Origin of the sequence: Prauserella salsuginis (genome assembly GCF_024648885.1) — a bacterium.
Lineage (GTDB): Bacteria > Actinomycetota > Actinomycetes > Mycobacteriales > Pseudonocardiaceae > Prauserella > Prauserella salsuginis.
The window spans coordinates 403,658-426,274 of the sequence record NZ_JANBBF010000012.1; the positions used below are offsets into that span (position 1 = coordinate 403,658).

Consider the following 22,617-nt stretch of genomic DNA (forward strand, 5'->3'; position numbering starts at 1 on the left):
ATGACGACGACGATCGACACCGACGCCCCGGAGACCCGGGCCCCGTCGGCCACACTGGCGGTACTGAAGCGCGCGGGCGTCGTGGGCGCCCTGGTGGCGGCGGCCGTCGCGGTCGCACTGGTCCAGTCGGGCAGCGGCATCGTGGTCTGGCAGTCGGTGGTGACCGGACTGCTCACCGGAGGTCTGTACGGACTGATCGCGATGGGCCTCACGTTGATCTTCGGCGTGCTCGACATCGTGAACTTCGCCCACGGCGCCATGCTGGCAGTGGCCATGTTCATCTCGTTCGGCGTGGTGGCCGTGACCGGTCTGCACCCGTACCTGACGATGCTGATCACCGTGCCCGCACTGTTCCTCGTGGGCGTGCTCGTGCACCGCGGTCTGCTGTCCGGCTCGGGCGGGGCCACGCTGGAGAACCAACTGCTCATCACGCTGGGGCTCTCCCTGCTGCTGGAGAACGGCCTGCTGCTGTTCTTCGGCGCCGAGCCGAAGAACGTGGGCCTGCCCGGCGAGACACACCTCGACGTGTTCGGTGCCGTCGTGGCCGGGTCGCGGCTGTACGCGTTCCTGGGAGCCATGGCGCTCGGACTGCTGCTGTACTGGATGCTGCAGCACACCCGGCTCGGCACGGCGATCCGTGCGGTCGCATCGAACAGCGCCGGTGCCGAACTGGTCGGCATCAACGTGCGCCGGATCCATACGTTGACGTTCGCCATCGGTGCGGCGTGCGCCGGTGCGGCCGCGGCGCTGGCCGTACCGCTGCTGTCGGTCACCCCGACACTGGGCGAGCAGTTCAACATCACCGCGTTCGTCGTGGTGGTCCTCGGCGGCATGGGCAACGTCGTCGGCGCGCTCGTCGGCGGGCTGCTGATCGGACTGGTCGAGCAACTCACCACGATCTATCTCGACGGCCAGAGCTCGCTGCTCGGCGTGTTCGTGGTGTTCGTGCTGGTGCTGTTCCTGCGTCCGCAAGGATTGTTCGGGAGGCGAACATGACCGACACCGCAGTCGAGTCGCGGCGGGAGACCCGGTCCGCAGGGCCGGCGGCGCCGCCGTTGCGTCCCCAGAACCGGCAGTTCGCCGTCCTCGCGGTCCTGGTACTGCTGGCGATCCCGTTACCGCTGATCCTGCCGGCAGCGCAGGGCGCCGTGGCCGTCCGGATCCTGATCTTCCTGATCATGGCGGTCGGCTGGAACATCATGAGCGGGTTCGGCGGCATGTTCAGCTTCGGTCACGCCGCCTACTTCGGCCTCGGCGCCTACACGAGCGCGTACCTGCTGGTCGAACACGGTGTGTCGCCATGGGTGGGGATGGCCGCGGGCATGGTCGTGGCGGCCGCGGTGGCGATGGTGATCGGCTACTTCTCGTTCCGCTACGAACTCAAAGGCGCGTACTTCGCGCTGGCGACGTTCGCGTTCGCCGAGATGCTGCGGCTGATCACCACCAGCAGTGACGCCGTGAACGGTGCCGTCGGTTACCAGGTGCCGTTGATCCAGGGTTCGTCGCTGGGGCAGATGCAGTTCCCCGCCGGGTCGCCCGCGTACTTCTGGATCGCGCTCGTGCTGGCGGGCGGGGCCGTGGCACTGAGCATCCTGTTCCGACACTCGGCCGCGGGCCGCTACGTCGTGGCGATCCGCGACGACGAGCTGGCCGCCGCGTCGGTCGGAGCCCCGGTGATGCGGCACAAGCTGCTGACGGTGGCGCTGTCCGGTGCGATCACGGCGGTCGCGGGCGCGTTCTACACCCAGTACTACCTGTTCATCGACCCGCAGCTGGCGTTCGGCTCCTCGGTGTCCATCGAGGCGATCGTCACCGCGGTGATCGGCGGGATCGGCACCATCTGGGGCCCGGTGGTGGGAGCCGTGATCGTGGGCTCGCTCTCGGACGTGACCGCGACGTTGCTGGCGACCCCGCCCGAGTTCCTGAGCTTCCTGCAGGGCCGCAGCGGCCTCGACGTCATCCTGTACGCGGTGATGTTGATCCTCATCGTGCGGCTGATGCCGAAGGGCATCTTCGGGACTCTCGCGGAGAAGTTTTCGGAAAGGCGGCGCCGATGAGCGTGCTCGAACTATCCGGTGTGGACAAGAGTTTCCGGGGTCTGCGCGCCCTGTCCGATGTGGATATGGCCGTGTCGGAAGGCGAGATCGTCGGAGTGATCGGACCCAACGGTGCCGGCAAGACGACTCTGTTCAACGTGATCTGCGGTGCGCTGAAACCCGATGCGGGATCGGTGCGCTTCGCCGGTGAGGACGTGACCGGCCACAAGCCCGAGAAGATCGCCCGCAGCGGCATGGTGCGGACCTTCCAGTTGATGCGGCCGTTCGCGACCATGTCGGTCGCGGAGAACGTGAGTCTGGCCGCGCAGCATCACACGCGCGGGGCGGAGCGGCTGCGCGGCCACGCCGTGGAGATCGTCGAGCGGGTGGGCCTTCGGGAGTGGGCGTATCGGCCGGCGACCGAGCTGCCCACGGCGGGCCTGAAACGGCTCGAACTGGCCAGGGCGCTCGCCGCGCGGCCACGAGTGCTGCTGCTCGACGAGGTACTCGCCGGACTGCTGCCGGCCGAGCGTGAGCCCGTGCTCGATCTGCTCGCCGAACTGCGCGAGCAGGACGGCACGACGCTGGTGTTCATCGAGCACATCATGGCCGCGGTGATGCGGCTGTCCGATCGCGTGCTCGTGCTGGACCAGGGCGCGGTGCTCGCCACCGGTACGCCCGACGAGGTCACGGCCGATCCACGCGTGATCGAGGCCTACCTCGGGGAGGAGCCGACGACCCATGCTGACGCTTGAGAGCCTGAGTGCCGGATACGGCCGCATGCGCATCCTGCACGAGGTGGACCTGCAGGTCGGTGCCGGTGAGCTGGTCGCGCTGGTCGGCGCGAACGGTGCCGGCAAGACCACGACGCTGCGCAGCATCTGCGGCCAGCTCCCGCCGCAGGCGGGGCGGATCGTGTTCGACGGCAGCGACACCGCGGGACGCAGGCCGGACGTGCTCGTGCGGGACGGCCTGGTGCACGTGCCCGAGGACCGGGCCCTGTTCGGCACGCTCACCGTCGAGGAGAACCTGCGGATGGGTGCGTGGACCGCGCAGGCCGAGGACACCACGAAGCGGCTGGAACAGGTGTACGAGCTTTTCCCGATCCTGGCCGAACGCCGGGGTCAGGTGGCGCAGACCTTCAGCGGTGGCCAGCAGCAGATGCTCGCGATCGGACGCGCCCTCATGGCGGGCCCACGGCTGCTGCTGCTCGACGAGCCGTCGACAGGCTTGTCGCCGAAGCTGACCTGGACGATGCTCGACGCGGTGCGGGCGATCCGGGACACGGGGGTGTCGGTCCTGCTCGTCGAGCAGAACGCGAAACAGGCGCTCGCGATCGCCGACCGGGCGTACGTGATGGAGAGTGGATCGGTCGTGTTGTCGGGCGGCGGTGGGGAACTCGCCGGCGACGAACGCGTGCGGAAGGCGTACCTGGGACTGTGATGGGTACGCACACGACGACGTCGCCGGCGGGGCGGGATGCGGCGGCCGCCACCGCCGAGCTCGGAGCGTGGGTCTCGCAACTGGACCCCGCTGCCGTGCCGGCCACCGTCGTCGACCGTCTCGGCCTCGTGGTGCTCGACGTCGTCGGCGTGGCCGCCGTCGGCGCGAGGACCGCCGATCACCGGGCGCTGCGGCACGCCTGGGCCGCACCGGCAGGGCCCGCGCCCCTGTTCGGCACCGGCGAGACCGCACCGGTGGACACCTCCGCGTGGCTGAACGCCGTGGCGATGGCGTGCCTCGAACTCGACGAGGGCAACAAATACGCCAAGGGTCATCCGGCGGTGCACGGCTTTCCCGCCGTGCTCGCCTTGGCTGCCGAGCGCGACGCCTCCGGCGACGACACCGCCGCGGCGCTGTTGGCCGCCTACGAGGTGGCGGCCCGGTTCGGCCGGGCGACCGGCCTGCGTGCGGGCGCGCACCCGCACGGAAACTGGGGCGTCGCGGGCGCGGCGGCAGGATGCGCCCGGCTGCTCGGCCTCGGCCCGGGTGCGTGCGCCGCCGCCATCGACACCGGAGCCGGGATGCCGATTGCGGGGCACTTCGACTCCGCGACGACCGGCAACCCGGTGCGGGACGCCTGGCTCGGGGCCGCCAACACCTCCGGCCTCGCCGCAGCGCGGATGGCAGCCGCGGGTGTCGCCCGCAACACCGGCACCGCAGCGCTGTCACTCGGGTCGCTGCTGGGCGAGTTCGACCCCCGCGAGCTCACGGCCGGGCTCGGTACGCGCTGGGACATGACGGCCGGATACTTCAAGCGGCACGCGTCGTGCTCGTTCACGCATCCGGCCGCGGACGCGATTCTCGAGCTCGCCGACGGCAGGCCCATCGCCGACGTGCGCGTCGAGACGCACGCGCTGGGCGCAGGCCTGTCCGGAACGGACTGGGACAACCGGCTGTCGGCGATGTTCTCGACGCCGTTCGTGGTCGCGGCGGCGGCCCTCGACGGTGCCGTCGGCCCGCAGACCTACACCCGCCACCGGCAGGCCGATTCGCGGCTGCGGGAGCTCGCCCGCCGGGTGACCGTCGTCGCCGCCGACGACCTCACCGCTCGCCTGCCTGCGGAACGGGCTACCCGCGTGACCGTGCGCTACGCCGACGGCGACACCCGCACCGCGGAGGTGCCCAATCCGGTCGGCGACGCCGATCACCGCCCGTTCGACCGCGACGCCGTCACCGAACTGCTCCGCGGCTGGCTCGGCGACGACGACCTGCTCGACCGGTTGGTGGCGTTCAGCACGCGCTTCGCCGCGTCGCCGCGGGTGGGCGAGGCGCTGCGCGGACTCGCCCATGTCCCGGACGGCACCACCCCGGACGGCACCACCCCGCAGAACACGGCCCCGGACAACACGGCCCCGGACAACACGGCCCCGGACAAGGAGGAATGAGCGTGATGCGCGCGTTCGCCGTGACCCCGATCCACCTGCCCGACGAGGAGATCAGCAGGCGGCAGGACCGGTACGACCGGCTGGCACCGCCGGGGTTCGAGATCGTGTTGCGTGACGTCGGGACGGCGGCACCGGCGGCGCTGGACACCGACGCGGCCGTGCGCGCGTCCGAACGGGCCGTCGAATCCGCGCTGGACGCGGCGCTGGCGGACCGGACCGCGGGCTGGGATCTGGCGTTTCCCGACTGTGTGCTGGACCCGGCCGTGCCCGACGGTGTCGGCACCGACGGCGCGGCCACCGCGGGCCCGGCGGTGCACGGCCTACTGAAGCTCTCGGCCGGTTTCCTCGCCGCCCGTGGCGAGCGGTTCGGCGCGGTGGTCCGCAACGAGGCGATCGGCGCGGAACTCACCCGGCGGCTCGCGGCGTACGGTCTGGTGGCGTACTCGGCGGGTGTCGAGGTGCTGGACCTGCCGTTCGACGCCATCGCCGACACCGCCACCTGGAACGCCGCGCTCGGCGGGGCGGTGACCCGGCTCGCCGAGCGCGGAGCCACCGCGGTGCTCAACGGCTGTTCCGCGGTGGACGTCGAACCCGCCGACCTGGCCGCGCGCATCGTCGACCCGACCGCGCTCGCGCTGCGGTTGCTGACCGTGGAAGGAGCACCGACCGCATGACCGGTCCCGACCCGACCGAGACCGAGGGGCCCGACCTCGTCGTCGCCGGTGCCGGCGGCGGCCTCGCCGGCGCGCTGCGCGCGGCCGAACACGGGCTGAGCGTGCTCGTGGTCGAGGCGAGTGAGCACTTCCGCAGGGGCAACAACACGTCGATGTCCACGGCGATGTTCCCCGGGGCCGGCTCGCGCTGGCAGGCAGATGCGGGGATCGACGACGGGCCGGAACGGTTCGTCGCCGACATCATGGCCAAGACCCACGGCACCGCGGATCCGCGGCTGGCCAGGACACTGGCCGGGATCAGCGCGCCGCTCGTGGAATGGCTGGCCGATTCGGCGGGGCTGCCGCTGTCGCTGGTCACCGACTTCAACTATCCCGGGCACGCCGTCCCGCGTTGCCACACCATCCCGGGCAGGCACGGCTCCGGGGTGATCGACCATCTCGCCCGCACCGTCACCGAACATCCGGACGTCGAACTGCTGGCGCCTGCGCGGCTGACCGACGTCCGCCTCGACGGCGAGGGCGCGGTCCGTGCGGTGGCCGTGCGGTACCCCGACGGCACGGAGGAGGAGATCCCGACTCGTGCGGTGCTGCTCGCCACGAACGGCTTCGGTGCCGACCGTGGTCTCGTGGCCGAGCACCTGTCCGAGATCGCCGGGGCGCTGTACCAGGGCGGGGAGAACTCGCTCGGCGACGCACTGCGGATCGGCGGGAAGCTCGGTGCCGCATCCGGATTCCTCGACGCCTACCAGGGACACGGCGCGGTCGGGGCCAAATCCGGCACGCTCGTCGGGTGGGCGACGATCATCCACGGCGGTGTGCTCGTCGACCTCGACGGCAGGCGCTTCGGCGACGAGACACGCGGCTACTCGGAGTACGCCGCGGAACTCGCCGCCCGCCGCGGCTCGACCGGGTGGATCGTCCTCGACGAGACGATCTATCAGCAGTGCCTGCCGTTCCGCGATTTCCAGGACAACGTCGACGCGGGCGCGATCGTGTGGGGCGCCGACGCCGCGGAGCTGGCCGAGGTGACCGGCCTGCCCGCCGAGTCGCTCGCCGCCGAGCTCGCCGACAGCGCGGCGGCGGCGCGCGGTGAACGCACCGACCGATTCGGCAGGACGAACTGGGAGCGTCCGCTGACGGGCAGGCTCGCCGCGGTCCGGGTCGTGCCCGCGCTGTTCCACACGCAAGGGGGCCTGCTGGTCGACGAGCGTGCGGCGGTCGTCGACGCCGCCGACCGGCCCATCCCAGGTCTGTACGCCGCAGGGGGTGCCGCGGCCGGGATCTCGGGCCGCGGCGCCGCCGGTTATCTGCCGGGCAACGGGCTGCTGCCGGCGTTCGGCCTGTCCTGGCTGGCCGCCGACGACGTGGCCCTCCGGTATTCGCACACGCAGTAAGGAGAACGACAGATGGCGACGACGGAACTGCTCATCACCGATGTCCGGGTGGTGCGCCCCGACGATCCCGACAACGCGACGCCGGCGACGACCGACATCGCGGTCAACGACGGCACGATCGTGCGCGTCGCAAGTGGACAGTCGCGTGAGGACGCCGCGACCGTCGTCGACGGCCGCGGCCTGCTGGCGTTCCCCGGAGTGGTGGACGCGCATCAACACTGGGGCATCTACAACGAACTGCCCGCCGACACGCGCACGGAGAGCCGCGCGAGCGCGCAGGGCGGTGTGACGACGGCGTTGACGTACATGCGCACCGGCCAGTACTACCTCAACAAGGGCGGACCGTACCGCGAGTTCTTCCCCGAGGTGCTCTCGGCCGCGTCGGGGAACGCCTACGTGGACTACGCCTTCCACCTTACACCGATGATGTCGCAGCACATCGACGAGATCCCGTATCTGGTCGAGGAGCACGGCGTCACGTCGTTCAAGATCTTCATGTTCTACGGCAGTCACGGTCTCCACGGCCGGTCGGCGAGCCAGAGCGAGTTCCTCATGACACCGCCGGAGGAGCGTTACGACCTGGCGCACTTCGAGTTCGTCATGCGCGGCGTCCAGGCGGCCCGCGAGGCGCTTCCCGACTACGCCGATCATCTCTCGTTGTCGCTGCACTGCGAGACGGCGGAGATCATGACCGCCTACACCAAGCTCGTCGAGCAGGACCCGTCGTTGTCCGGACTGCGCGCCTACAGCCGGTCGCGTCCGCCGCACTCGGAGGGGCTTGCGGTGACGATCGCGTCGTACCTGGCCCACGAGACCGGCCTGCCGAACATCAACCTGCTGCACCTGTCGTCGGAGAAGGCGCTCGACGCGGCACTGCGGATGGCGAAGACGTTCCCGCACGTGGATTTCCGGCGGGAGATCACGGTCGGCCACCTGCTGGCCGACGTGGACACCGCCAGCGGCATCGGCGGCAAGGTGAACCCGCCGTTGCGGGAACGGGAGGACGTCGAGGCGCTGTGGCGGCACGTGCTGGCCGACGAGGTCGACTGGGTCGTCAGCGATCACGCGTGCTGCAAGGACGAGCTGAAGTTCGGTGAGGACCGTGACGACGTGTTCGTCGCCAAGTCCGGGTTCGGCGGCGCCGAGTACCTGCTGCCCGGCCTGGTCGGCGAGGGCGCCAAGCGTGGCCTGTCCCCGCAGCGCGTCGCGAAGCTGACGTCGTGGAATCCGGCCCGGCGCTACGGACTGCTCACCAAAGGCACGATCGCCGAGGGTTACGACGCCGACATCGCGCTCGTCGACCCGACGGCCTCGTGGACGGTGCGCGCGGCCGATTCGGAATCCACGCAGGAGTACACGCCGTTCGAAGGCTTCGACATGACGGCGAGGGTCACCGACACCTTCGTGCGCGGCCACCATGTGTTCGCCGACGGCAAGATTCAGGGCGACCCGGTGGGCCGGTATCTGGCGCGCGGTCGTTGAGCACTCCGGCCACGGGCGGGCGCCGGATCAGCTCCGGTGCCCGCCCGTGGCCTTTCCGTTGGCCCAGTTCCGGATGATCTCGGCGGTGGCATCGCGCACAAGAGTCCGGTAACGGTCGATCTTCTCCGGCGTGAATCGGTACTCGGGGCCGCAGACACTGATCGCGCCGTGCACCTCTCCGTCGGGTGTGACGAGCGCGGCGGCGACGGAACCGGCGCCGCTCTGCCGTTCGCCGAGGGACACTGCGACGCCGTCGGAGCCGATGGCGTCGAGCTGCTGGCGCAGGGTGGCCGGGTCGGTGACGGTGCGGTCGGTCAGCGCGCCGAGGTCTCCGGCGAGGATCTCCTCGCGGCGCCACTCCGGCAGCTGCGCGAGGATGGCCTTGCCCGACGAGCCGGCGTGCAGCGGGAACCGGGTGCCGATGTCGACCGTCATCTTGATCTCGGCACGGCTCTCGAACTGCTCGAGGTACACGCGTTCGTCGCCGACCAGTCCGGACAGTGTCGTGGTTTCGCCGGTCTCGTCACGGAGGCGCCGGAGAACCGGCGCGGCCGCGGTCTTGGCGTCGAACCGGCGAAGCGCGCTGGCCCCGAGTGCGACGGCGGCGGGACCGAGCCGGTATCCGGTCACGCCGGGCGTGGTGGCCAGTACGTCCCGCGACACGAGCGACTGCAGGATGCGGTACACGACGGCCTTGGAAATGCCGAGTTTGCGGCTGATGGTGCTGACGCCCAGATACTCGGGACCGCCGGTGAACAGCAGCAGCACGTCGGCGACCCGCGCGGCGGCCTCGGTCCCGGTGCCGCCCTGGGGTGGCACGGCGTGCTGTGAGGGCGGGTGTTGTGAGGACGTCTGCGGTGAGGACGGCACAGTGCGTTCGGCCACGACATCGTTTCTGTTGGAGGAATAGGTGGGTCAAGTGTCCCACCAGGCGAAATTGACGGTCAAGCAGGATCACTAACGGGTGATAACGAACGAATGTTCCGCCAGGCGGAATGCAGGAGTGGGTTTGCTTCCGTCCGTCGCCCGGTCGCCGCCTCCCACCGACGCGCCGTGCGTGACTGCGCCCTCGGGTGTGTGCTGCGACTCGGGCCGTCGCCCTGTGTGCCCGCGCGACGTTGTGGTCCGGACATTCCGGCGTCGCGATCGCCGCGGGCGCGGGGTTCAGCCGAGGATACGGGTCAGCTCGGCGAGGAGCCTGCGTGCGCGCTCGAGGTCGACGGTGTCGGCGCCGGTGTTTCCCGGCTCGCGGTCACCGCGTGTGACGTCGCCGCCGGTGTCGCCGTCCTCGCCAGCGTCACGGCCATCGTCGGCAGCGGAGTGTCCGGTGTCGACCGCGTCGAGGCGCAGCGTCTCCATGGACTCGGAGACGTCGATGTCGAACACCACGCGGTCGGCGCGGTGCCAGGCGCTGAACCATTCGAGAGGACGGTCGTGCTGATCGGTCGTGCCGCCTTCGAGCAGCAGCAGCGGGTCACCGGTGGCCGTGGCGAGCGCGTCGGCGAGGCGCTCGTCGGCCGCCACGGCGTGGACCTGCCGCCTGCCGCGCATCGGGCGCAGGTCGTAGCTCCGGGCCAACAGCCGGTGCAGGGAGGCGTCGGTGAGGTGCTCGGCGCGCAGGCCAGGCACGCGGTCGGCGGGCAGCCAGGTGCGCACATAGGACAGCGGGTCGCCGTCGACGAGCCGGATCCGTTCGATCCGGATCGTGTCGTCGGTGCCGAGGAAGTCGCGCCCGCCGGGCGGCGGTGGTGCAGGGGAGAGGTCGCGGATCGTCGTGCGCAGTTGGTGGCCGCGTCGTGCGAACTGGTCGAACATGCCGGTGGCGCGCTGCACCAGGCGGCGGTACTCGGCGGGCGGTGCGACGATCGTCGGCCTGCCCTGCCTGCGGATCACCAGACCGTCCCCGGCGAGACCGGCGACGGCCTGGCGCACGACGCTGCGCGCGACGCCGAACCGCTCGCACAGTGCCGCTTCGCTCGGCAGGGCCTCGCCCGGCGGGAGGTCGTGGCCGAGGATCTCCTGGCGCAACGTGTCCGCGACCTGCTGGTGCAGCGGTGCGCGAGTGCTGCGGTCGACGCCCATGACGGAGCAGTCTACGAAGCCGGCGTGGCCCAGCAGTGGCAGGCCGGCGAGGCCGTGCCGGTCACGACGCCGACCCGGTCCGCGCCGTCTCCCACACCTGATGCCAGCCGGGCGCGAGCTCGGCGGCGCGGCGCGCGGCGAGTACCAGGCTGGCCTCGCGTGCGATGCCCTTACCCGCGATGTCGAACGCCGTGCCGTGGTCGACCGAGACACGCACCACGGGCAGACCGACCGTGATGTTCACGCCGTCGTCGCCGTACACCGCCTTGAACGGGGCGTGCCCCTGGTCGTGGTAGCAGACGACGACGAAGCGCCACTTTCCGTTGACGGCCTGGGGGATGAGCGCGTCGGCGGGCAGCGGTCCGACGGCGTTGACACCGGCGGCCCTGGCACGTTGCACGGCCGGTTCGAGCACGTCGGCGTCCTCGTCGCCGAAGAGCCGGTTCTCGCCCGCGTGCGGGTTCAGCCCCGCGACACCGATGGGTTCGTCCGGGCTGCCGAGGGCACCGGCGAACGAACCGACGAGCCGGAGCACGTTGTCGGTGCGCTCGGCGTCGATGCCGCTGATCGCGTCCCGCAGCGATACGTGCGTCGTGAGGTGGAAGAAGTACAGCTCGCCGGCCGACAGGACGAGGCTGAAGTTGTCGACGCCGAACTCGTGCGCGAGCAACTCGGTGTGGCCGGGCCAGTTGTGTCCGCCCGCGTGCATCGCGGCTTTGTTGAGCGGCGCCGTGACGATGCCGTCGACCTCGCCCGCGCGTGCGAGTGCGCACGCGCGCATCACGAACCGCGCCGCGCCGTCTCCGGCATCGGGGCTGAGTTCGCCGTACGGCACGTGACCGAGTGACGGTCCTTCCTGGACGACCTCGATGATCCCGGGGTCGTTCGTCGCATCGGCGGGACGGCCGACGGTGCGCACGACGGCCGGGTCGAGGCCGAGGACGTCGGTGACCGCGCGGCGCAGGGCGTCGGCGTCACCGATGACGACGGGACGGCAGATGCTGCGGAGCTCATCATGGGCCAGCAGGGTCCGCGCCGTGATCTCGGGCCCGATGCCCGCGACATCGCCGAGCGTGAGGGCGAGGGTCGGCACGTGTGGCTGCGTTGCAGCGGTCAACGGTCACTCCTTTTTCTACGGACCGCGTCTGCGGCCGTGATCAACACGTCGGGTTCGCCGAAACCACCGGCCTTGGTCGCGATCGGCAGTCCTTCGGCCCGGCCCGCGACGACCGTGCCCGTTGCGACACCAACTCCTGCCCCGGTGCCGGTCGCGTCGAGCCGGATGCCGCTACTGCCGAGCCCGGCCAGCAGGGCGCGGGCACCGTCGCCGCCGGTGACGACGAGGCCCGCGGGCGCGGTGGTGCGGACGAGTTCGGCCGCGGCTTCGGCGAGGCGGCGTGCGACGAGGTCGGGCGGCACCGGGGTGTCGCCGCGCTCCGGGGCGCTGAGCACCACCGTGCGTGGCTGCGACGTGGCCGCACCGGCCGTCGGTGCGCCGGGGAGGCCGGCCAGCAGGGCACGCCAGGCGCTGTCGTCGAGCAATTGCCTCGGCGTCGGTTCGTGGTGTGCGGCGCCGTCGTCGAGGAGTGCCTGCACCTGTGCGCGCGCCGCGGCGTGCAGGCTCGTGACGACGACGAGTACCGCGGCGCTCGGGTCGGCCGGCGCGGGCGCCGGTGCGGGTGTGGCTGCGGGCGCGGACGGGCGCCACCGGCGGGCGAGTGCGCCCGCCAGGCCCGCGGCGCCGACCGGCAGGCCGTCGTCGCCGAGTGCGTCGACGGCCCGTGCGATCCGGTCGAGGTCGGCGTCGGTCGCGGCGTCGACGACCACCACCGGCCCGGCCTCGCGGAGTCGGGCGGCCCATTCCGCCGGATCGCCCGCCGGGTCGAGCCGCACCAGGGGCGCGCCGAGCAGCGTGGGCAGGTGGCTCTCGGTCACCGGGGTGACCGGGTCGCGGCCCACCGGCGTGTCGCCGACGGGCACGTCGTCGACCAGCACGGTGCCGTCGACGACCGTGCGGCCCACTCGGGGGAACGCCGGGCACACGACCGCGACGGCGTCCGGTCCCAGCTCCTCCAGCAGCGCGTCGACCTCCGCACGGATCGGGCCGCGCACCGTGGAGTCGATCTTCTTGAACACCCGGCTGCCCGGCGTCGTGGCCATGGCCCGCCGGACCCGTGCCGCGGCGTCGGAGGCCGGACATGCCCGCGAGTCGCTGCTCACGGCGACGACCTGGGCATCGCTCGTGCCCGGCTGCAACCGCAACTCGGCCGTCCAGCCCGCCTCCGCGAACTGCACCGCGGTGTCGCCGGCTCCGGTGACGTCGTCGGCGATGATCACGACGTCGTGCGCGCGCTGGAGCGGGGCGCCGGGTTCCGCGTTGCCGGTCATGCGGGCTCCGCCGAGCCGGCGGCGTCCCGGGCCGGATCCGGCTTCACGAGCGCCCCGGAACGTTTGAGCAGGAACGCGGCGATCGAGGGCGCCAGGATCGCGGTGACGAGCGCCGACGCCGCGATCTGCGCGGTGGCCGTGCCCACGTACTGCTGGAACGTCGGGTCGGCCGCGGCGACGACCGCCGGGGTGGCGATCGCGTTGCCCGCCGTCGTGCCCGCGGCGAAACCGATGCCGGACATCTTTCCGCGGCGCAGCAGGAATCGGTAGCCGAGGTAGACGAGGAAGCCCGTGACCGGCGCGACGATCACGCCGAGCACCAGGCCGCTGACCCCGCCGGTGACGATGTCGCCGAGGTCGATACCGGTGCCGAGCGCGAAGGCGAAGAACGGGATGACGATGTTCGGCACCGGCGCCACGACCTTGCGCCACTGGGCGTCGAGGTTGCCGACGAGCACGCCGAGCAGGAACGGCACGATCGCGCCGACCAGGGCCAGCACCGGGATGTCGCCGAGCCCCGACGCGCCGAGGAACAGCAGCGTCAGGAACGGGCCGTCGTTGATCGCGCTGGCGAGGTAGGCGCCACGGTCGCGCTCGTCGCCGTACTGGCCGGTGAACGCGAGCCACAGGCCACCGTTGCTGTTGTCGACCGCGGCGAGCAGTGCCAGCAGCGAGATACCGAAGATGCCGTCGAGGCCCACGAACAGGCCGAGCAGTACGGCCAGTCCTGCCGGGATGAGGCTCTTGGTGAGCAGCAGGGTGCCCGCGGTCGCCAGGATCGGCCCACCGGTGCGTGCGCTCACCTGGGTGCCGGTGGCGAAGATGAGCAGCGCGATCAGCGGCAGCGCACTGTCGGCGAACAGTGCCGTGGTGAAGCTGCCGATCTCGAGGGCACCGGACGCGAACGTGCCGATCATCGCCCCGAGGATCAGCGGGATCAGCATCAGCCCGCCGGGGATCCGCTGCATCGTGGCGAAGATCGGGACGCGCGAAGTTTCCTGGTTGCTCACGCCGGCCTCCTTGTCGGCATCCGGCACGAACACCCGCGCCGAGAACTTGTACGCATAAGCTGTACGGACAAGATGGCACACTACGCCGTGCGAGGGAATCCCCGCCCCAGGGGTCGCGTGTTCTGCGCCCACCCGTCACCCGGCCGCCACCCCTCCAGGACACGCTGACGCGTGAGGGCGTGCCCACGCGTGTTCTGCACTCCGGCCACGCGTGCCTGCGCCCAACCCGCCACCTCTCACCGAGCGCTGGGGCGCGGCCGTGTTTCAGGGGCCGTGTTGCCGGTTCTCGGCACGGTGTTCCTCGGCGACGCGCCGTTCCAGTCATTCGCCGCACCGGGCGCGGCAGTGTCCACAGTGGGCAGTTCAAAAAGGCGCAGCCAGTGGCGGTAGGCCGTGATCAGAGAGGGGTCGTCGCCCGCGAAGTCGGCGCTGTCGACCTCGAACGGCGGCTGCTCACCCGCGTTGATCGACTCGTGGGCCGCGGCCTCGCAGGTTCGGTCCAGTTCACCGGACCCGGCGTTGCTCGCCCGGTGTAGCCGCTGCTCGAGTGACTGCTCGTCCATCCGTTCCCCAGGATGCAGAACCTGGACGCCGACGAACAGCTGGCGCCCGGCGCCGTGGAAACGCTCGTCGCCGCGATGCGCGAGCACGCGTTCGAACAGCTCACCCTGGCCCCGGCGTGGGTCCCGCCCACCCGTCCGGAACGGTGACCGGCAGGCCCGTCACGCCGTCACCGAGCGGCTCGACCAGCGGCGGCGTGCGCGGGCGACACTGGACCAGTCCTGATAGCCGAGGCGGCGCGCGATCTCGTAGCGGGGCACCGACGGGTCGTGGAGCAGCTTCTCGGCAACGACGCGCCGTACCTCGTCGAGGATCGCCCGGAACGTCGTGCCCTCGCCTTCCAGGTGTCTGCGGAGCGTGCGCGGTGCGTAGTGCAGCCGTTCGGCGACCGTCTCCAGGGTGAGGCCGAGCGACGTCTGATCGAGCAGGAGTGCCCGCACCCGCGCGGCCACCCCGGTGCGGTGGAGACGTTCGGTGCGGATGCGTTCGCACTCGGCCGTCATCAGTTTGGCCGTGTGGCGGTTGGCCATCGGCGGGACCTGGTCGAGGTAGGCGGCGTCGAAGACGAGTTCCGTACGGGGCGCGTCGAACGAGACCGGCACTCCGAAATGCCTGCGGTAGGCCGCCGCGTCACCGGGCCGGTCGAGCGGGAACGCGAACCGCGCCGCGCGCAGTGGCACGCGGTCGGCACCCGGAAACACTTCGCGCTGGATCTGCATCGTGGCCGCGGCGTCGCGCTCGACGGCGAACCGCCGGACGCCGGAGGGCACGTCGTCGGCGTCGAAGGCCAGCACGTAGCCGTCCCCGTCACGGAGGTGAGCCGTCATCGTGGAGAAGGCGAAGGTCAGTAGTGCATAGTGCAGGCCGAGTTCGGCGATCTCCCGCGCCGAACCGCAGGTCGCGAGGAGGTAGCCGAAATGCCCGTACGCCGTCAGGTGGTAGCGGGCACCCACATCGACGCCCAGTCCCGGGCGGTCGTCGCACGCGAGCACGAGGTTACGGATCACGGCGAGTTCCTGGCGTGCTTCGACCAACGCGACCGGATCGGGCAGCAGCGCGGGTTCGATGTGTGATCCGTCGAGCAGCGCCTGCCGGTCGAGACCGTGCTCGGCGGCCCAGTCGAGCAGGGTCGACACACCCACCATCGTCCGTGGGTGGTCCCACGAGTCCGTGATGGCGGCGATGACCCGGTTGGAGTCGGCAGCGGCGGCATCCCGGTGCGCCGTGTGCCGTTCGACGGAGTCGGGTCCTGCAGTCGGTGGAACGTCATCGGCAGCGCTGCCGGGATCCATCGGGCCAGTTTCGCCGAGCCCGAATCGCGCGTCAACGTTCGCAGAAACGCCGAGCCGGCCCGCGGTCGCAGTCCGCGTCCCGCGCGGCGACGAGGGCGGCATGGCCGGAACGGCACGGTTGTGGCCGCGATGGCGCTATGGATGCCGCGCCGGATGACCGTACGTTGACTCACGGGCCGTGACTCGGGTCACATGCCGGCATTCGGGTCGGGCGATCCGCACGAGCCCACACCTGCCCATCGACGTACGGAGACCTCGCATGAAGGTGAAGGCGGCAGTCCTCGAAGAAGTCGGCGCTCCGTGGCAGATCTCGGACGTGGAACTCGGCGACCCGGTGGCCGGTGAGGTGCAGGTGCGCCTGGCCGCGTCGGGACTGTGCCATTCGGACGCCCACGTGGTCTCGGGTGCGAGCCCGGTGGCGTTCCTGCCGGTGGTCGGCGGACACGAGGGAGCGGGTGTCGTCACCAAGGTCGGCCCGGGCGTACGCGGAGTCGAGGAGGGCGACCACGTCGTGCTGGCTTTCGTCCCGGCGTGCGGGCGTTGCCCGGCGTGCGCGTCGGGGTTGCAGAACCTGTGCGACGAGGGTGCCGGCCTGCTGACGGGCAGAGCGATCGCCGACGGATCGTTCCGGGCGCACGTCGGCGGCAGGCCTGCGGTGCAGATGTGCCTGCTGGGCACGTTCTCCCCGTACGTGACGGTCAGCGAATCGTCGGTGGTGACCATCGAGAAGGACATCCCCCTCGACAAGGCGGCGCTGCTCGGCTGCGGGGTGTCGACCGGCTGGGGTTCGGCCACGGAGATCGGTGGGGTCCGACCCGGCGACACGGTCGTCGTGATGGGTGTCGGCGGAGTCGGGATCAACTCCGTGCAGGGCGCGGTGTTCGCGGGAGCGCGGCAGGTGCTGGCGATCGATCCCGTGGAGTACAAGCGCAAGACGGCGCTCGACTTCGGCGCCACACACGCGTACGCGTCCGTAGAGGAGGCCGCGGCGGAAGTGCCGGATCTGACCTGGGGCCGCGACGCCGAGGTCGTGATCGTCACGGTGGGCGAGATCCGTGGTGAGCACATCCAGCAGGCGCTCGACATGACGGGTAAGGGCGGTCAGGTCGTGGTGACCGGCATGGGCGATTTCCGTGACACCGACGTCTCGCTCAACCTCTTCGAACTGACTCTGCTGCAGAAGCGGGTGCAGGGCGCGATCTTCGGTGGTGCCGGTCCGCGGACGACGATTCCCCGGCTGCTGCACCTCTACCGGGCGGGACATCTCAAACTCGACGAGCTCGTCACCTCGACGTACCGGCTCGAGGACATCAACCAGGGCTATCAGGACCTGGCCGACGGCAAGAATCTTCGCGGTCTCGTCCTGTTCTCCGACGGCGACCACTGATCCCCGTCCCCGGCGTTTTGCCACGCCACTGTGGACATTCCTCGTCACCCGTTCTTCCAGGAGGTTCGACATGCCGTTGGACGGTCCGTCCCAGGAGTTCCTGGCCCAGCTCGCCGAGTCCGGCACGCCACCGATCCACGAGTCCACACCCGCTATCGCGCGGATGAGCGGGCCGATCTTCGCCGGGATGAGTGGTCCCGGTCCCGACGTCGCCGAGACCACCGACGTCACGTTGGCCGACGGTGACGGCGGCCGGTTCCGGATGCGGGTGCTCCGGCCCGCCGAGCCCCAGGCGGTCATCGTGTACTTCCACGGCGGTGGCTGGGTGATCGGCGACATCGACCTCCAGTACGACCACGTCGGGCGCAGGCTGGCGAACCTGACCTCGTCGACCGTGGTGCTGGTCAACTACCGCAAGGCCCCGGAACACCGGTTCCCGGCGGCGATCGACGACAGCTATGCCGGCCTGCGGTGGGCGGCCGACCACGCGGCCGAGCTGGCGCCCGACGGCGCACCGTTGATCGTCGCAGGGGACAGCGCAGGCGGGAACATCGCCGCGGTCATGACGCTCCGGGCGCGCGACCGATCCGGCCCGGCGATCGACTACCAGGCGCTCGTCTACCCGGTGACCGACTGCGACCTCGACACGCCGTCCTATACGGCTCCGGAGAATCAGCTGCTGCTGAACCGGGAGACCATGCGGTGGTTCTGGGACCACTATCTGCCCGACGAGGCCGCGCGCACCGGCCCGGACGCATCGCCGCTGCGGGCGGCCAACCACACCGGTCTGCCGCCCGCTCTCGTGTACGTCGCGCGGTACGACCCGTTGCACGACGAGGGCGTGGCGTACGCGCGTGCGCTGGAAGCAGCGGGCGTGCCCGTTGTACTGGAGGAGGCGACCGATCAGATGCACGCGTTCTTCCAGATGGCCGACATCCTGCCCGGCTACGAGGAGGGGATCCGGCTCGTGTCGGGGCACATCAACGAGTTCGTCGCCCAGCACCGGACCGAAAGGCGAGAGGTGGGAGCCCCGTGACGACCGAAGAACGCAACGACCACGACGTGATCGTCATCGGAGCCGGGTTCGCGGGTCTGTACCAGCTGATCCGCCTTCGCCAGGCCGGCTACGAGGTGCGTGTGCTCGAAGCGGGCGCCGACGTCGGCGGGACCTGGTATTGGAATCGGTACCCGGGAGCGCGGTGCGACGTCGAGTCGATCGAATACTCCTACTCGTTCGACCGTGCCCTCGAACAGGAATGGAACTGGACCGAGCGGTACGCATCGCAGCCGGAGATCCTCGACTACATCCGCCACGTCGCCGAGCGGTACGACCTGCGACGCGACATCACGTTCGAGACTTGCGTCGAGGCGATGCGGTGGGACAACGTCTCGGAGCGGTGGACGGTGAGGACCGACGACGGGCGCAGCCGGACCGCTCGCTTCGTGATCGCCGCGACGGGGTGCCTGTCGGTGCCGTCCCGACCGGACTTCGCGGGCATGGCGGATTTCGCCGGGGAGCTGTACTGGACCTCCAACTGGCCGCACGACGGCGTCGACCTGGCGGGCAAGCGGGTGGCGGTGGTCGGCACCGGTTCGTCGGGGCTGCAGACGATCACGGCGATCGCCCCGGTCGTCGGGTCGCTCACGGTGTTCCAGCGCACCCCGTCGTACGCCGTGCCCGCACACAACGGTCCGATCTCCTCACGACTCGACGAGGTCAAACCCGGCTACGCGGAGTTCCGTGAGGAGAGCAGGCTGTCCCGGCTGGGATTCCACTGCGGGGAGGACGCGACGGGATACTACGCCGAGACGCCCGCAGACGGTGTGCGCCGTGAGCTCGAGCGCAGGTGGTCCGACGGCGGCCTGTGTTTCACGCTGTCGTTCCGCGACGTGCTGTTCGACGCCGAGGCGAACGAGGCGCTCGCCGAGTACGTACGGGAGCGCATCCGCGAGAAGGTCCACGATCCGGTGACGGCCGAGAAGCTCACGCCGCGCTCCTATCCGATCGGGGCGAAGCGCATGTGTGTCGACACCGGCTATTTCGAGGTCTACAACCGGGACAACGTGTCGCTGGTGGACCTCGGCGAGGAGCCGATCGAGCGGTTCACCGAACGCGGCATCGTCGCCGGCGACGCGGAGCGCGAGTTCGACGTGATCATCCTGGCGACCGGGTTCGACGCGATGACGGGCGCGCTCACCGCCATGGACGTCCGCGGCACGGAAGGCACGCTCTCGGAGAAGTGGGCGGCGGGTCCGCGCACGTACCTGGGCCTCATGACGGCGGGCTTCCCGAACCTGTTCATGATCACCGGACCGCAGAGCCCCTCGGTGCTGTCGAACATGATGACGTCCATCGAATACCACGTCGATTGGATCACCAGGGCGCTGGAACACCTGCGGACGCGTGGGAGCCGCCGCATGGAGCCGGTTGTCGCGGCCGAGGACAACTGGGTGAACACGACGAACGATGTCGGCGATCTGACGCTGATGCCGCGTGCCGCATCGTGGTACATGGGCGCGAACATTCCCGGGAAACAGCGGGTGTTCATGCCCTTCGTGGGCGGTGTCGGCACCTACAAGCAGATCGGCGACGGCGTGGCCGTCGCCGGCTATCACGGTTTCGAGCTCACCTGAGCGGTGCGCAGGCGAGTGGTGCCCGTCGCGCAGGATGCACGGCGGACACCACTCGGTGCGGGCCGTCAGTGACCGTGGCCGCCCGCGGCCGAACTCGACTTGTGCTTGCTCAACAGCAGCGATGTCGCGACCGCGATCAGCCCGATGGCGCCGGCGATCATGAACGCGACGCGCAGTCCGTCCGCATCGGGGCCTGTGGAGCCGGCACCGCTGGCGACCGCGGCGACGGTCACGAACACCGCGGTGCCGAGGGCGCCGGCGACCTGCTGCAGTGTCGCGAGGATGGCGCTGCCGTGCGAGTGCAGGTGTTCGGTCAGCGAGCCGAGCGCCTGCGTCATCAGCGGGGTCATCATCAGCGCCAGCCCGATCATCATGATCACGTGGTAGATCACGACCGTCGTGATGGCCGAGCCGTGGCCGAGCGTGGTGAACAGCCACAGTCCGGTCGCCATGGCGACCGTGCCGGGAATGACCAGCGGTCGCGGACCGATGCGGTCGTACAGCGACCCCACCGGCCTGCCCAGCAGTCCGAGTGCGAGGCCGCCTGGCAGCACGGCGAGCCCGCTCTCGAACGCCGACGCGTCGAGCACCGTCTGCAAGTACAGCGGCAGCATGATGGAGGCGACCCCGAGCAGGCACATGAACAGCAGGCCGGTCAGCGTGAGCGAGACGACGAAGTCGCGGGACTCGAACGGGCGCAGGTCCAGCAGCGCGCGGTCGCGGCGCTGCAGCCTCAGCTGCCGCCAGACGAACACCGAGAGCACCGCCAGGCCGCCGAGGATGGGCACCAGCGGCGGCACGGCGTGGCCGCCTCCGCCTTCACCGATCGAGGACAGGCCGTACAGCAGGCCGCCGAAGCCGAGCGCCGAGAGGATCACCGACAGCACATCGAGCGGCACCTTCCGGGTTTCGCTGTCCAGCCGCAGCCAGCGCGCGCCGATCAGCAGCGCCGCGATCGCCAGCGGCAGCACCAGCCAGAACATCCAGCGCCAGCCGAGGCCGGACAGGATCGCACCGCCGATGGTGGGCCCGAGCGCCGGCGCCACCGCGATCACGATGCCGATCGTGCCCATCATCGAGCCGCGGCGGTTCTCCGGGATGAGTCGCATGACCGAGGTCATCAGCAGCGGGATCATCACGGCGGTGCCGCACGCCTGCACGACCCGCCCCGCGAGCAGGATCGGGAAGCCGGGTGCGAGCGCCGACAGCAGCGTGCCCGCACTGAACGAGGTGAGCGAGGCGAGGAACACCTGCCTCGGGGTGAAGCGTTCGAGCAGGAACCCGGTGGTCGGGATGACCACGGCCATGGTCAGCAGGAATCCGCTGGTCACCCACTGGGCTGTGGTCGTCGCGACGCCGAGCTCCTGGCTCAGCTGCCGCAGTGCCACGCTCAGGATCGTCTCGTTCAGGATCATCACGAAGGCGGATGCGACGAGCACGCCGATCAGCAGCAGTGCCTTCGGGTCCACCGCCTGCCGATCCTGCTGCCCGGGCTCCGCCGTGTGGGTGCCGGTCTGGGCAGTGTCGGTCATACATCCCCCTCGTGAACTGGCGTGTTCGGTGGACCGGGCGTGCTCGGCGTGCCGGAGCGCGTGGCGGTTCACTCGGGCCGGACGATGCCGTCGGTCCGGGGTGTCCGGCGACCGGCTCGGCTCGGCGGGAGTTGGCGCCGCCGGTGGTGGCTGACACGGCTCACCCGGCGCAGGTCCCGAGTCTAGATTGGCACACCGACAAAATCCGCTGCGAACGAGTTTCGCCCACAGCGGACGGCCGGTGACGTGTGTCTCAGCCGTGATCACGACTCGCGGTCGCGCTGGTCCACAGTGGACGCGACGCGATGCCGCTCGGACGGACCTTGTCCGGCCTGCGAGGCGGTGCTAAGAAACCCGGATGATGCTGAGTCTGTGGCGAGAACGTCAATGGCGGAAGCGCGGGGTCGTCGGTGTGCTGGTCGGTGTCCTGCTGGGCGGAGCGATGCTGGGCGGAGTGCCCGCCGGTGCCGCCGGCACCCAGGGCGACGATCGCGCACCGGAGTCGTTCGTCGCGCTGAGTGATGTCGATCCGACAATCCGGCACGACATCCGGTACGAGACGGCACACAACTTCGTCGGCCGCCGGGTGCTCGGCTACCAGGAACCGCTGTGCCTGCTCACCCGCGAGACCGCGGAGGCACTACGCGAGGTTCAGCGCGCGGCGCTCGCACGGGGCTACACGCTCAAGGTCTACGACTGCTTCCGGCCGCAGCGTTCGGTCGACGACTTCGTCCGCTGGGCTCAGCAGGACGGAAACGCGCGGATGCGCGACGAGTTCTACCCGCGGATCGAGAAGTCGCGGCTGTTCCCCGAGGGTTACATCGCCGAGCGGTCGGGGCACAGCAGGGGCAGCACCGTCGATCTGACCCTCGTCGAACTGCCGGCCCAGCCGCAGCGCTCCTACCGGCCGGGTGAGCCACTCACCGAGTGCTTCGCACCGGAAGGGGAGCGGTTCCCCGACAATTCGATCGACATGGGCACCGGCTACGACTGCTTCGACGAGCTGGCTGCCACGGAGGCACCCGGCGTCGGGGACGAGGCTCGGGCGAACCGGTTCCTGTTGCGCGGGCTGATGGCCGACGCCGGGTTCTCGAACTACCCGCTCGAATGGTGGCACTTCACGCTCGACGACGAGCCGTATCCGGACACCTACTTCGACTTCCCCGTCGCGCGGAGGTCGCTGACCGCCGACTGACTGCCGGCGTGAGCCGGGACCGGCCCGGCACGTCGCGTCGCACACGTCGGGGGCTAATGGCA

At 70.6% G+C, this 22,617-nt stretch carries 21 protein-coding genes; 13 read left to right on the top strand and 8 right to left on the bottom strand.

Annotated features, from left to right (window positions below; all coding sequences use genetic code 11):
• From LY40_RS19725 to LY40_RS19760, 8 genes are read left to right on the top strand one after another with little or no spacing between them, the layout of a single operon-like run.
• Nucleotides 1-996, top strand: a complete 996-nt coding sequence (locus LY40_RS19725; protein ID WP_183784688.1) for a branched-chain amino acid ABC transporter permease — start codon at nucleotides 1-3, stop codon at nucleotides 994-996.
• The gene (locus tag LY40_RS19730) at nucleotides 993-2,057 is read left to right on the top strand and encodes a branched-chain amino acid ABC transporter permease (RefSeq protein ID WP_183784690.1); all 1,065 of its coding nucleotides are present in this window, start codon (nucleotides 993-995) and stop codon (nucleotides 2,055-2,057) included. Before LY40_RS19725 ends, LY40_RS19730 begins: the two co-directional genes overlap by 4 nt.
• Complete coding sequence (locus LY40_RS19735) at nucleotides 2,054-2,791, top strand: ABC transporter ATP-binding protein (RefSeq protein WP_183784692.1); 738 nt, start codon at nucleotides 2,054-2,056, stop codon at nucleotides 2,789-2,791. Before LY40_RS19730 ends, LY40_RS19735 begins: the two co-directional genes overlap by 4 nt.
• Complete coding sequence (locus LY40_RS19740) at nucleotides 2,778-3,479, top strand: ABC transporter ATP-binding protein (RefSeq protein WP_258937774.1); 702 nt, start codon at nucleotides 2,778-2,780, stop codon at nucleotides 3,477-3,479. The genes LY40_RS19735 and LY40_RS19740 overlap by 14 nt, the downstream gene beginning before the upstream one ends.
• Nucleotides 3,479-4,924, top strand: coding sequence for an MmgE/PrpD family protein (locus tag LY40_RS19745; RefSeq protein ID WP_258937775.1), 1,446 nt, complete (start codon nucleotides 3,479-3,481; stop codon nucleotides 4,922-4,924). Before LY40_RS19740 ends, LY40_RS19745 begins: the two co-directional genes overlap by 1 nt.
• Complete coding sequence (locus LY40_RS19750) at nucleotides 4,921-5,598, top strand: aspartate/glutamate racemase family protein (protein WP_258937776.1); 678 nt, start codon at nucleotides 4,921-4,923, stop codon at nucleotides 5,596-5,598. The genes LY40_RS19745 and LY40_RS19750 overlap by 4 nt, the downstream gene beginning before the upstream one ends.
• Nucleotides 5,595-6,992 carry an FAD-dependent oxidoreductase gene (locus LY40_RS19755; protein ID WP_258937777.1) on the top strand — a complete coding sequence of 466 codons (1,398 nt, stop codon included), beginning with the start codon at nucleotides 5,595-5,597 and terminating at the stop codon, nucleotides 6,990-6,992. Before LY40_RS19750 ends, LY40_RS19755 begins: the two co-directional genes overlap by 4 nt.
• A 12-nt stretch (nucleotides 6,993-7,004) precedes the next feature.
• The gene (locus LY40_RS19760; RefSeq protein WP_258937778.1) at nucleotides 7,005-8,474 is read left to right on the top strand and encodes a dihydroorotase; all 1,470 of its coding nucleotides are present in this window, start codon (nucleotides 7,005-7,007) and stop codon (nucleotides 8,472-8,474) included.
• Between the two features lie 27 nt (nucleotides 8,475-8,501).
• Here LY40_RS19760 and LY40_RS26425 read toward each other — a convergent pair whose 3' ends face one another.
• From LY40_RS26425 to LY40_RS19790, 6 genes are all read right to left on the bottom strand, one after another.
• Nucleotides 8,502-9,359, bottom strand: coding sequence for an IclR family transcriptional regulator (locus LY40_RS26425; protein ID WP_258937779.1), 858 nt, complete (start codon nucleotides 9,357-9,359; stop codon nucleotides 8,502-8,504).
• A 279-nt stretch (nucleotides 9,360-9,638) separates the two neighbouring features.
• Entirely contained in the window at nucleotides 9,639-10,556 is a 918-nt protein-coding gene (locus LY40_RS19770; RefSeq protein WP_258937780.1) for a GntR family transcriptional regulator, read from the bottom strand.
• Nucleotides 10,557-10,617: 61 nt separating this feature from the next.
• Nucleotides 10,618-11,673, bottom strand: a complete 1,056-nt coding sequence (gene pdxA, locus LY40_RS19775) for a 4-hydroxythreonine-4-phosphate dehydrogenase PdxA (protein ID WP_258937781.1) — start codon at nucleotides 11,671-11,673, stop codon at nucleotides 10,618-10,620.
• Nucleotides 11,670-12,944: a four-carbon acid sugar kinase family protein gene (locus LY40_RS19780; RefSeq protein ID WP_258937782.1), complete on the bottom strand. Its 1,275-nt coding sequence runs from the start codon at nucleotides 12,942-12,944 to the stop codon at nucleotides 11,670-11,672. The genes pdxA and LY40_RS19780 overlap by 4 nt, the downstream gene beginning before the upstream one ends.
• The gene (locus tag LY40_RS19785; RefSeq protein ID WP_258937783.1) at nucleotides 12,941-13,954 is read right to left on the bottom strand and encodes a 2-keto-3-deoxygluconate permease; all 1,014 of its coding nucleotides are present in this window, start codon (nucleotides 13,952-13,954) and stop codon (nucleotides 12,941-12,943) included. The genes LY40_RS19780 and LY40_RS19785 overlap by 4 nt, the downstream gene beginning before the upstream one ends.
• Before the next feature lie 236 nt (nucleotides 13,955-14,190).
• Nucleotides 14,191-14,517 carry a hypothetical protein gene (locus LY40_RS19790; RefSeq protein ID WP_258937784.1) on the bottom strand — a complete coding sequence of 109 codons (327 nt, stop codon included), beginning with the start codon at nucleotides 14,515-14,517 and terminating at the stop codon, nucleotides 14,191-14,193.
• A gap of 12 nt (nucleotides 14,518-14,529) precedes the next feature.
• On the opposite strand from LY40_RS19790, the gene LY40_RS19795 reads away from it, so the two are divergent.
• Nucleotides 14,530-14,664, top strand: a complete 135-nt coding sequence (locus LY40_RS19795; RefSeq protein WP_258937785.1) for a hypothetical protein — start codon at nucleotides 14,530-14,532, stop codon at nucleotides 14,662-14,664.
• Between the two features lie 12 nt (nucleotides 14,665-14,676).
• Here LY40_RS19795 and LY40_RS19800 read toward each other — a convergent pair whose 3' ends face one another.
• Nucleotides 14,677-15,807 (bottom strand): AraC family transcriptional regulator, encoded by a 1,131-nt coding sequence (locus LY40_RS19800; protein WP_258937786.1) that lies wholly within the window; start codon nucleotides 15,805-15,807, stop codon nucleotides 14,677-14,679.
• Between the two features lie 259 nt (nucleotides 15,808-16,066).
• Here LY40_RS19800 and LY40_RS19805 point away from each other — a divergent pair, with 259 nt between their 5' ends.
• The 3 genes from LY40_RS19805 (at nucleotide 16,067) to LY40_RS19815 (ending at nucleotide 19,828) form a co-directional block, all read left to right on the top strand.
• On the top strand, nucleotides 16,067-17,194 hold the full coding sequence (locus tag LY40_RS19805) for an NDMA-dependent alcohol dehydrogenase (protein ID WP_258937787.1): 1,128 nt from the start codon (nucleotides 16,067-16,069) through the stop codon (nucleotides 17,192-17,194).
• Nucleotides 17,195-17,264: 70 nt separating this feature from the next.
• Entirely contained in the window at nucleotides 17,265-18,230 is a 966-nt protein-coding gene (locus LY40_RS19810; protein ID WP_258937788.1) for an alpha/beta hydrolase, read from the top strand.
• Nucleotides 18,227-19,828 carry a flavin-containing monooxygenase gene (locus tag LY40_RS19815; protein ID WP_258937789.1) on the top strand — a complete coding sequence of 534 codons (1,602 nt, stop codon included), beginning with the start codon at nucleotides 18,227-18,229 and terminating at the stop codon, nucleotides 19,826-19,828. Before LY40_RS19810 ends, LY40_RS19815 begins: the two co-directional genes overlap by 4 nt.
• Before the next feature lie 65 nt (nucleotides 19,829-19,893).
• On the opposite strand, the gene LY40_RS19820 is transcribed toward LY40_RS19815, so the two are convergent.
• Nucleotides 19,894-21,360, bottom strand: coding sequence for an MDR family MFS transporter (locus LY40_RS19820; protein WP_183784714.1), 1,467 nt, complete (start codon nucleotides 21,358-21,360; stop codon nucleotides 19,894-19,896).
• Nucleotides 21,361-21,718: 358 nt separating this feature from the next.
• Between LY40_RS19820 and LY40_RS19825 the strand changes: the two genes are divergently transcribed.
• The gene (locus LY40_RS19825) at nucleotides 21,719-22,555 is read left to right on the top strand and encodes a M15 family metallopeptidase (RefSeq protein ID WP_307876980.1); all 837 of its coding nucleotides are present in this window, start codon (nucleotides 21,719-21,721) and stop codon (nucleotides 22,553-22,555) included.
• The last annotated feature ends 62 nt before the right edge of the window (nucleotides 22,556-22,617 follow it).

Coding starts and splice junctions, on each gene's coding strand:
- LY40_RS19725 (WP_183784688.1), top strand. CDS start 1: ATGACGACGACGATCGACACCGACGCCCCGGAGACCCGGGCCCCGTCG.
- LY40_RS19730 (WP_183784690.1), top strand. CDS start 993: ATGACCGACACCGCAGTCGAGTCGCGGCGGGAGACCCGGTCCGCAGGG.
- LY40_RS19735 (WP_183784692.1), top strand. CDS start 2,054: ATGAGCGTGCTCGAACTATCCGGTGTGGACAAGAGTTTCCGGGGTCTG.
- LY40_RS19740 (WP_258937774.1), top strand. CDS start 2,778: ATGCTGACGCTTGAGAGCCTGAGTGCCGGATACGGCCGCATGCGCATC.
- LY40_RS19745 (WP_258937775.1), top strand. CDS start 3,479: ATGGGTACGCACACGACGACGTCGCCGGCGGGGCGGGATGCGGCGGCC.
- LY40_RS19750 (WP_258937776.1), top strand. CDS start 4,921: ATGAGCGTGATGCGCGCGTTCGCCGTGACCCCGATCCACCTGCCCGAC.
- LY40_RS19755 (WP_258937777.1), top strand. CDS start 5,595: ATGACCGGTCCCGACCCGACCGAGACCGAGGGGCCCGACCTCGTCGTC.
- LY40_RS19760 (WP_258937778.1), top strand. CDS start 7,005: ATGGCGACGACGGAACTGCTCATCACCGATGTCCGGGTGGTGCGCCCC.
- LY40_RS19770 (WP_258937780.1), bottom strand. CDS start 10,556: ATGGGCGTCGACCGCAGCACTCGCGCACCGCTGCACCAGCAGGTCGCG.
- LY40_RS19780 (WP_258937782.1), bottom strand. CDS start 12,944: ATGACCGGCAACGCGGAACCCGGCGCCCCGCTCCAGCGCGCGCACGAC.
- LY40_RS19790 (WP_258937784.1), bottom strand. CDS start 14,517: ATGGACGAGCAGTCACTCGAGCAGCGGCTACACCGGGCGAGCAACGCC.
- LY40_RS19795 (WP_258937785.1), top strand. CDS start 14,530: ATGCAGAACCTGGACGCCGACGAACAGCTGGCGCCCGGCGCCGTGGAA.
- LY40_RS19800 (WP_258937786.1), bottom strand. CDS start 15,807: ATGGATCCCGGCAGCGCTGCCGATGACGTTCCACCGACTGCAGGACCC.
- LY40_RS19805 (WP_258937787.1), top strand. CDS start 16,067: ATGAAGGTGAAGGCGGCAGTCCTCGAAGAAGTCGGCGCTCCGTGGCAG.
- LY40_RS19810 (WP_258937788.1), top strand. CDS start 17,265: ATGCCGTTGGACGGTCCGTCCCAGGAGTTCCTGGCCCAGCTCGCCGAG.
- LY40_RS19820 (WP_183784714.1), bottom strand. CDS start 21,360: ATGACCGACACTGCCCAGACCGGCACCCACACGGCGGAGCCCGGGCAG.
- LY40_RS19825 (WP_307876980.1), top strand. CDS start 21,719: ATGATGCTGAGTCTGTGGCGAGAACGTCAATGGCGGAAGCGCGGGGTC.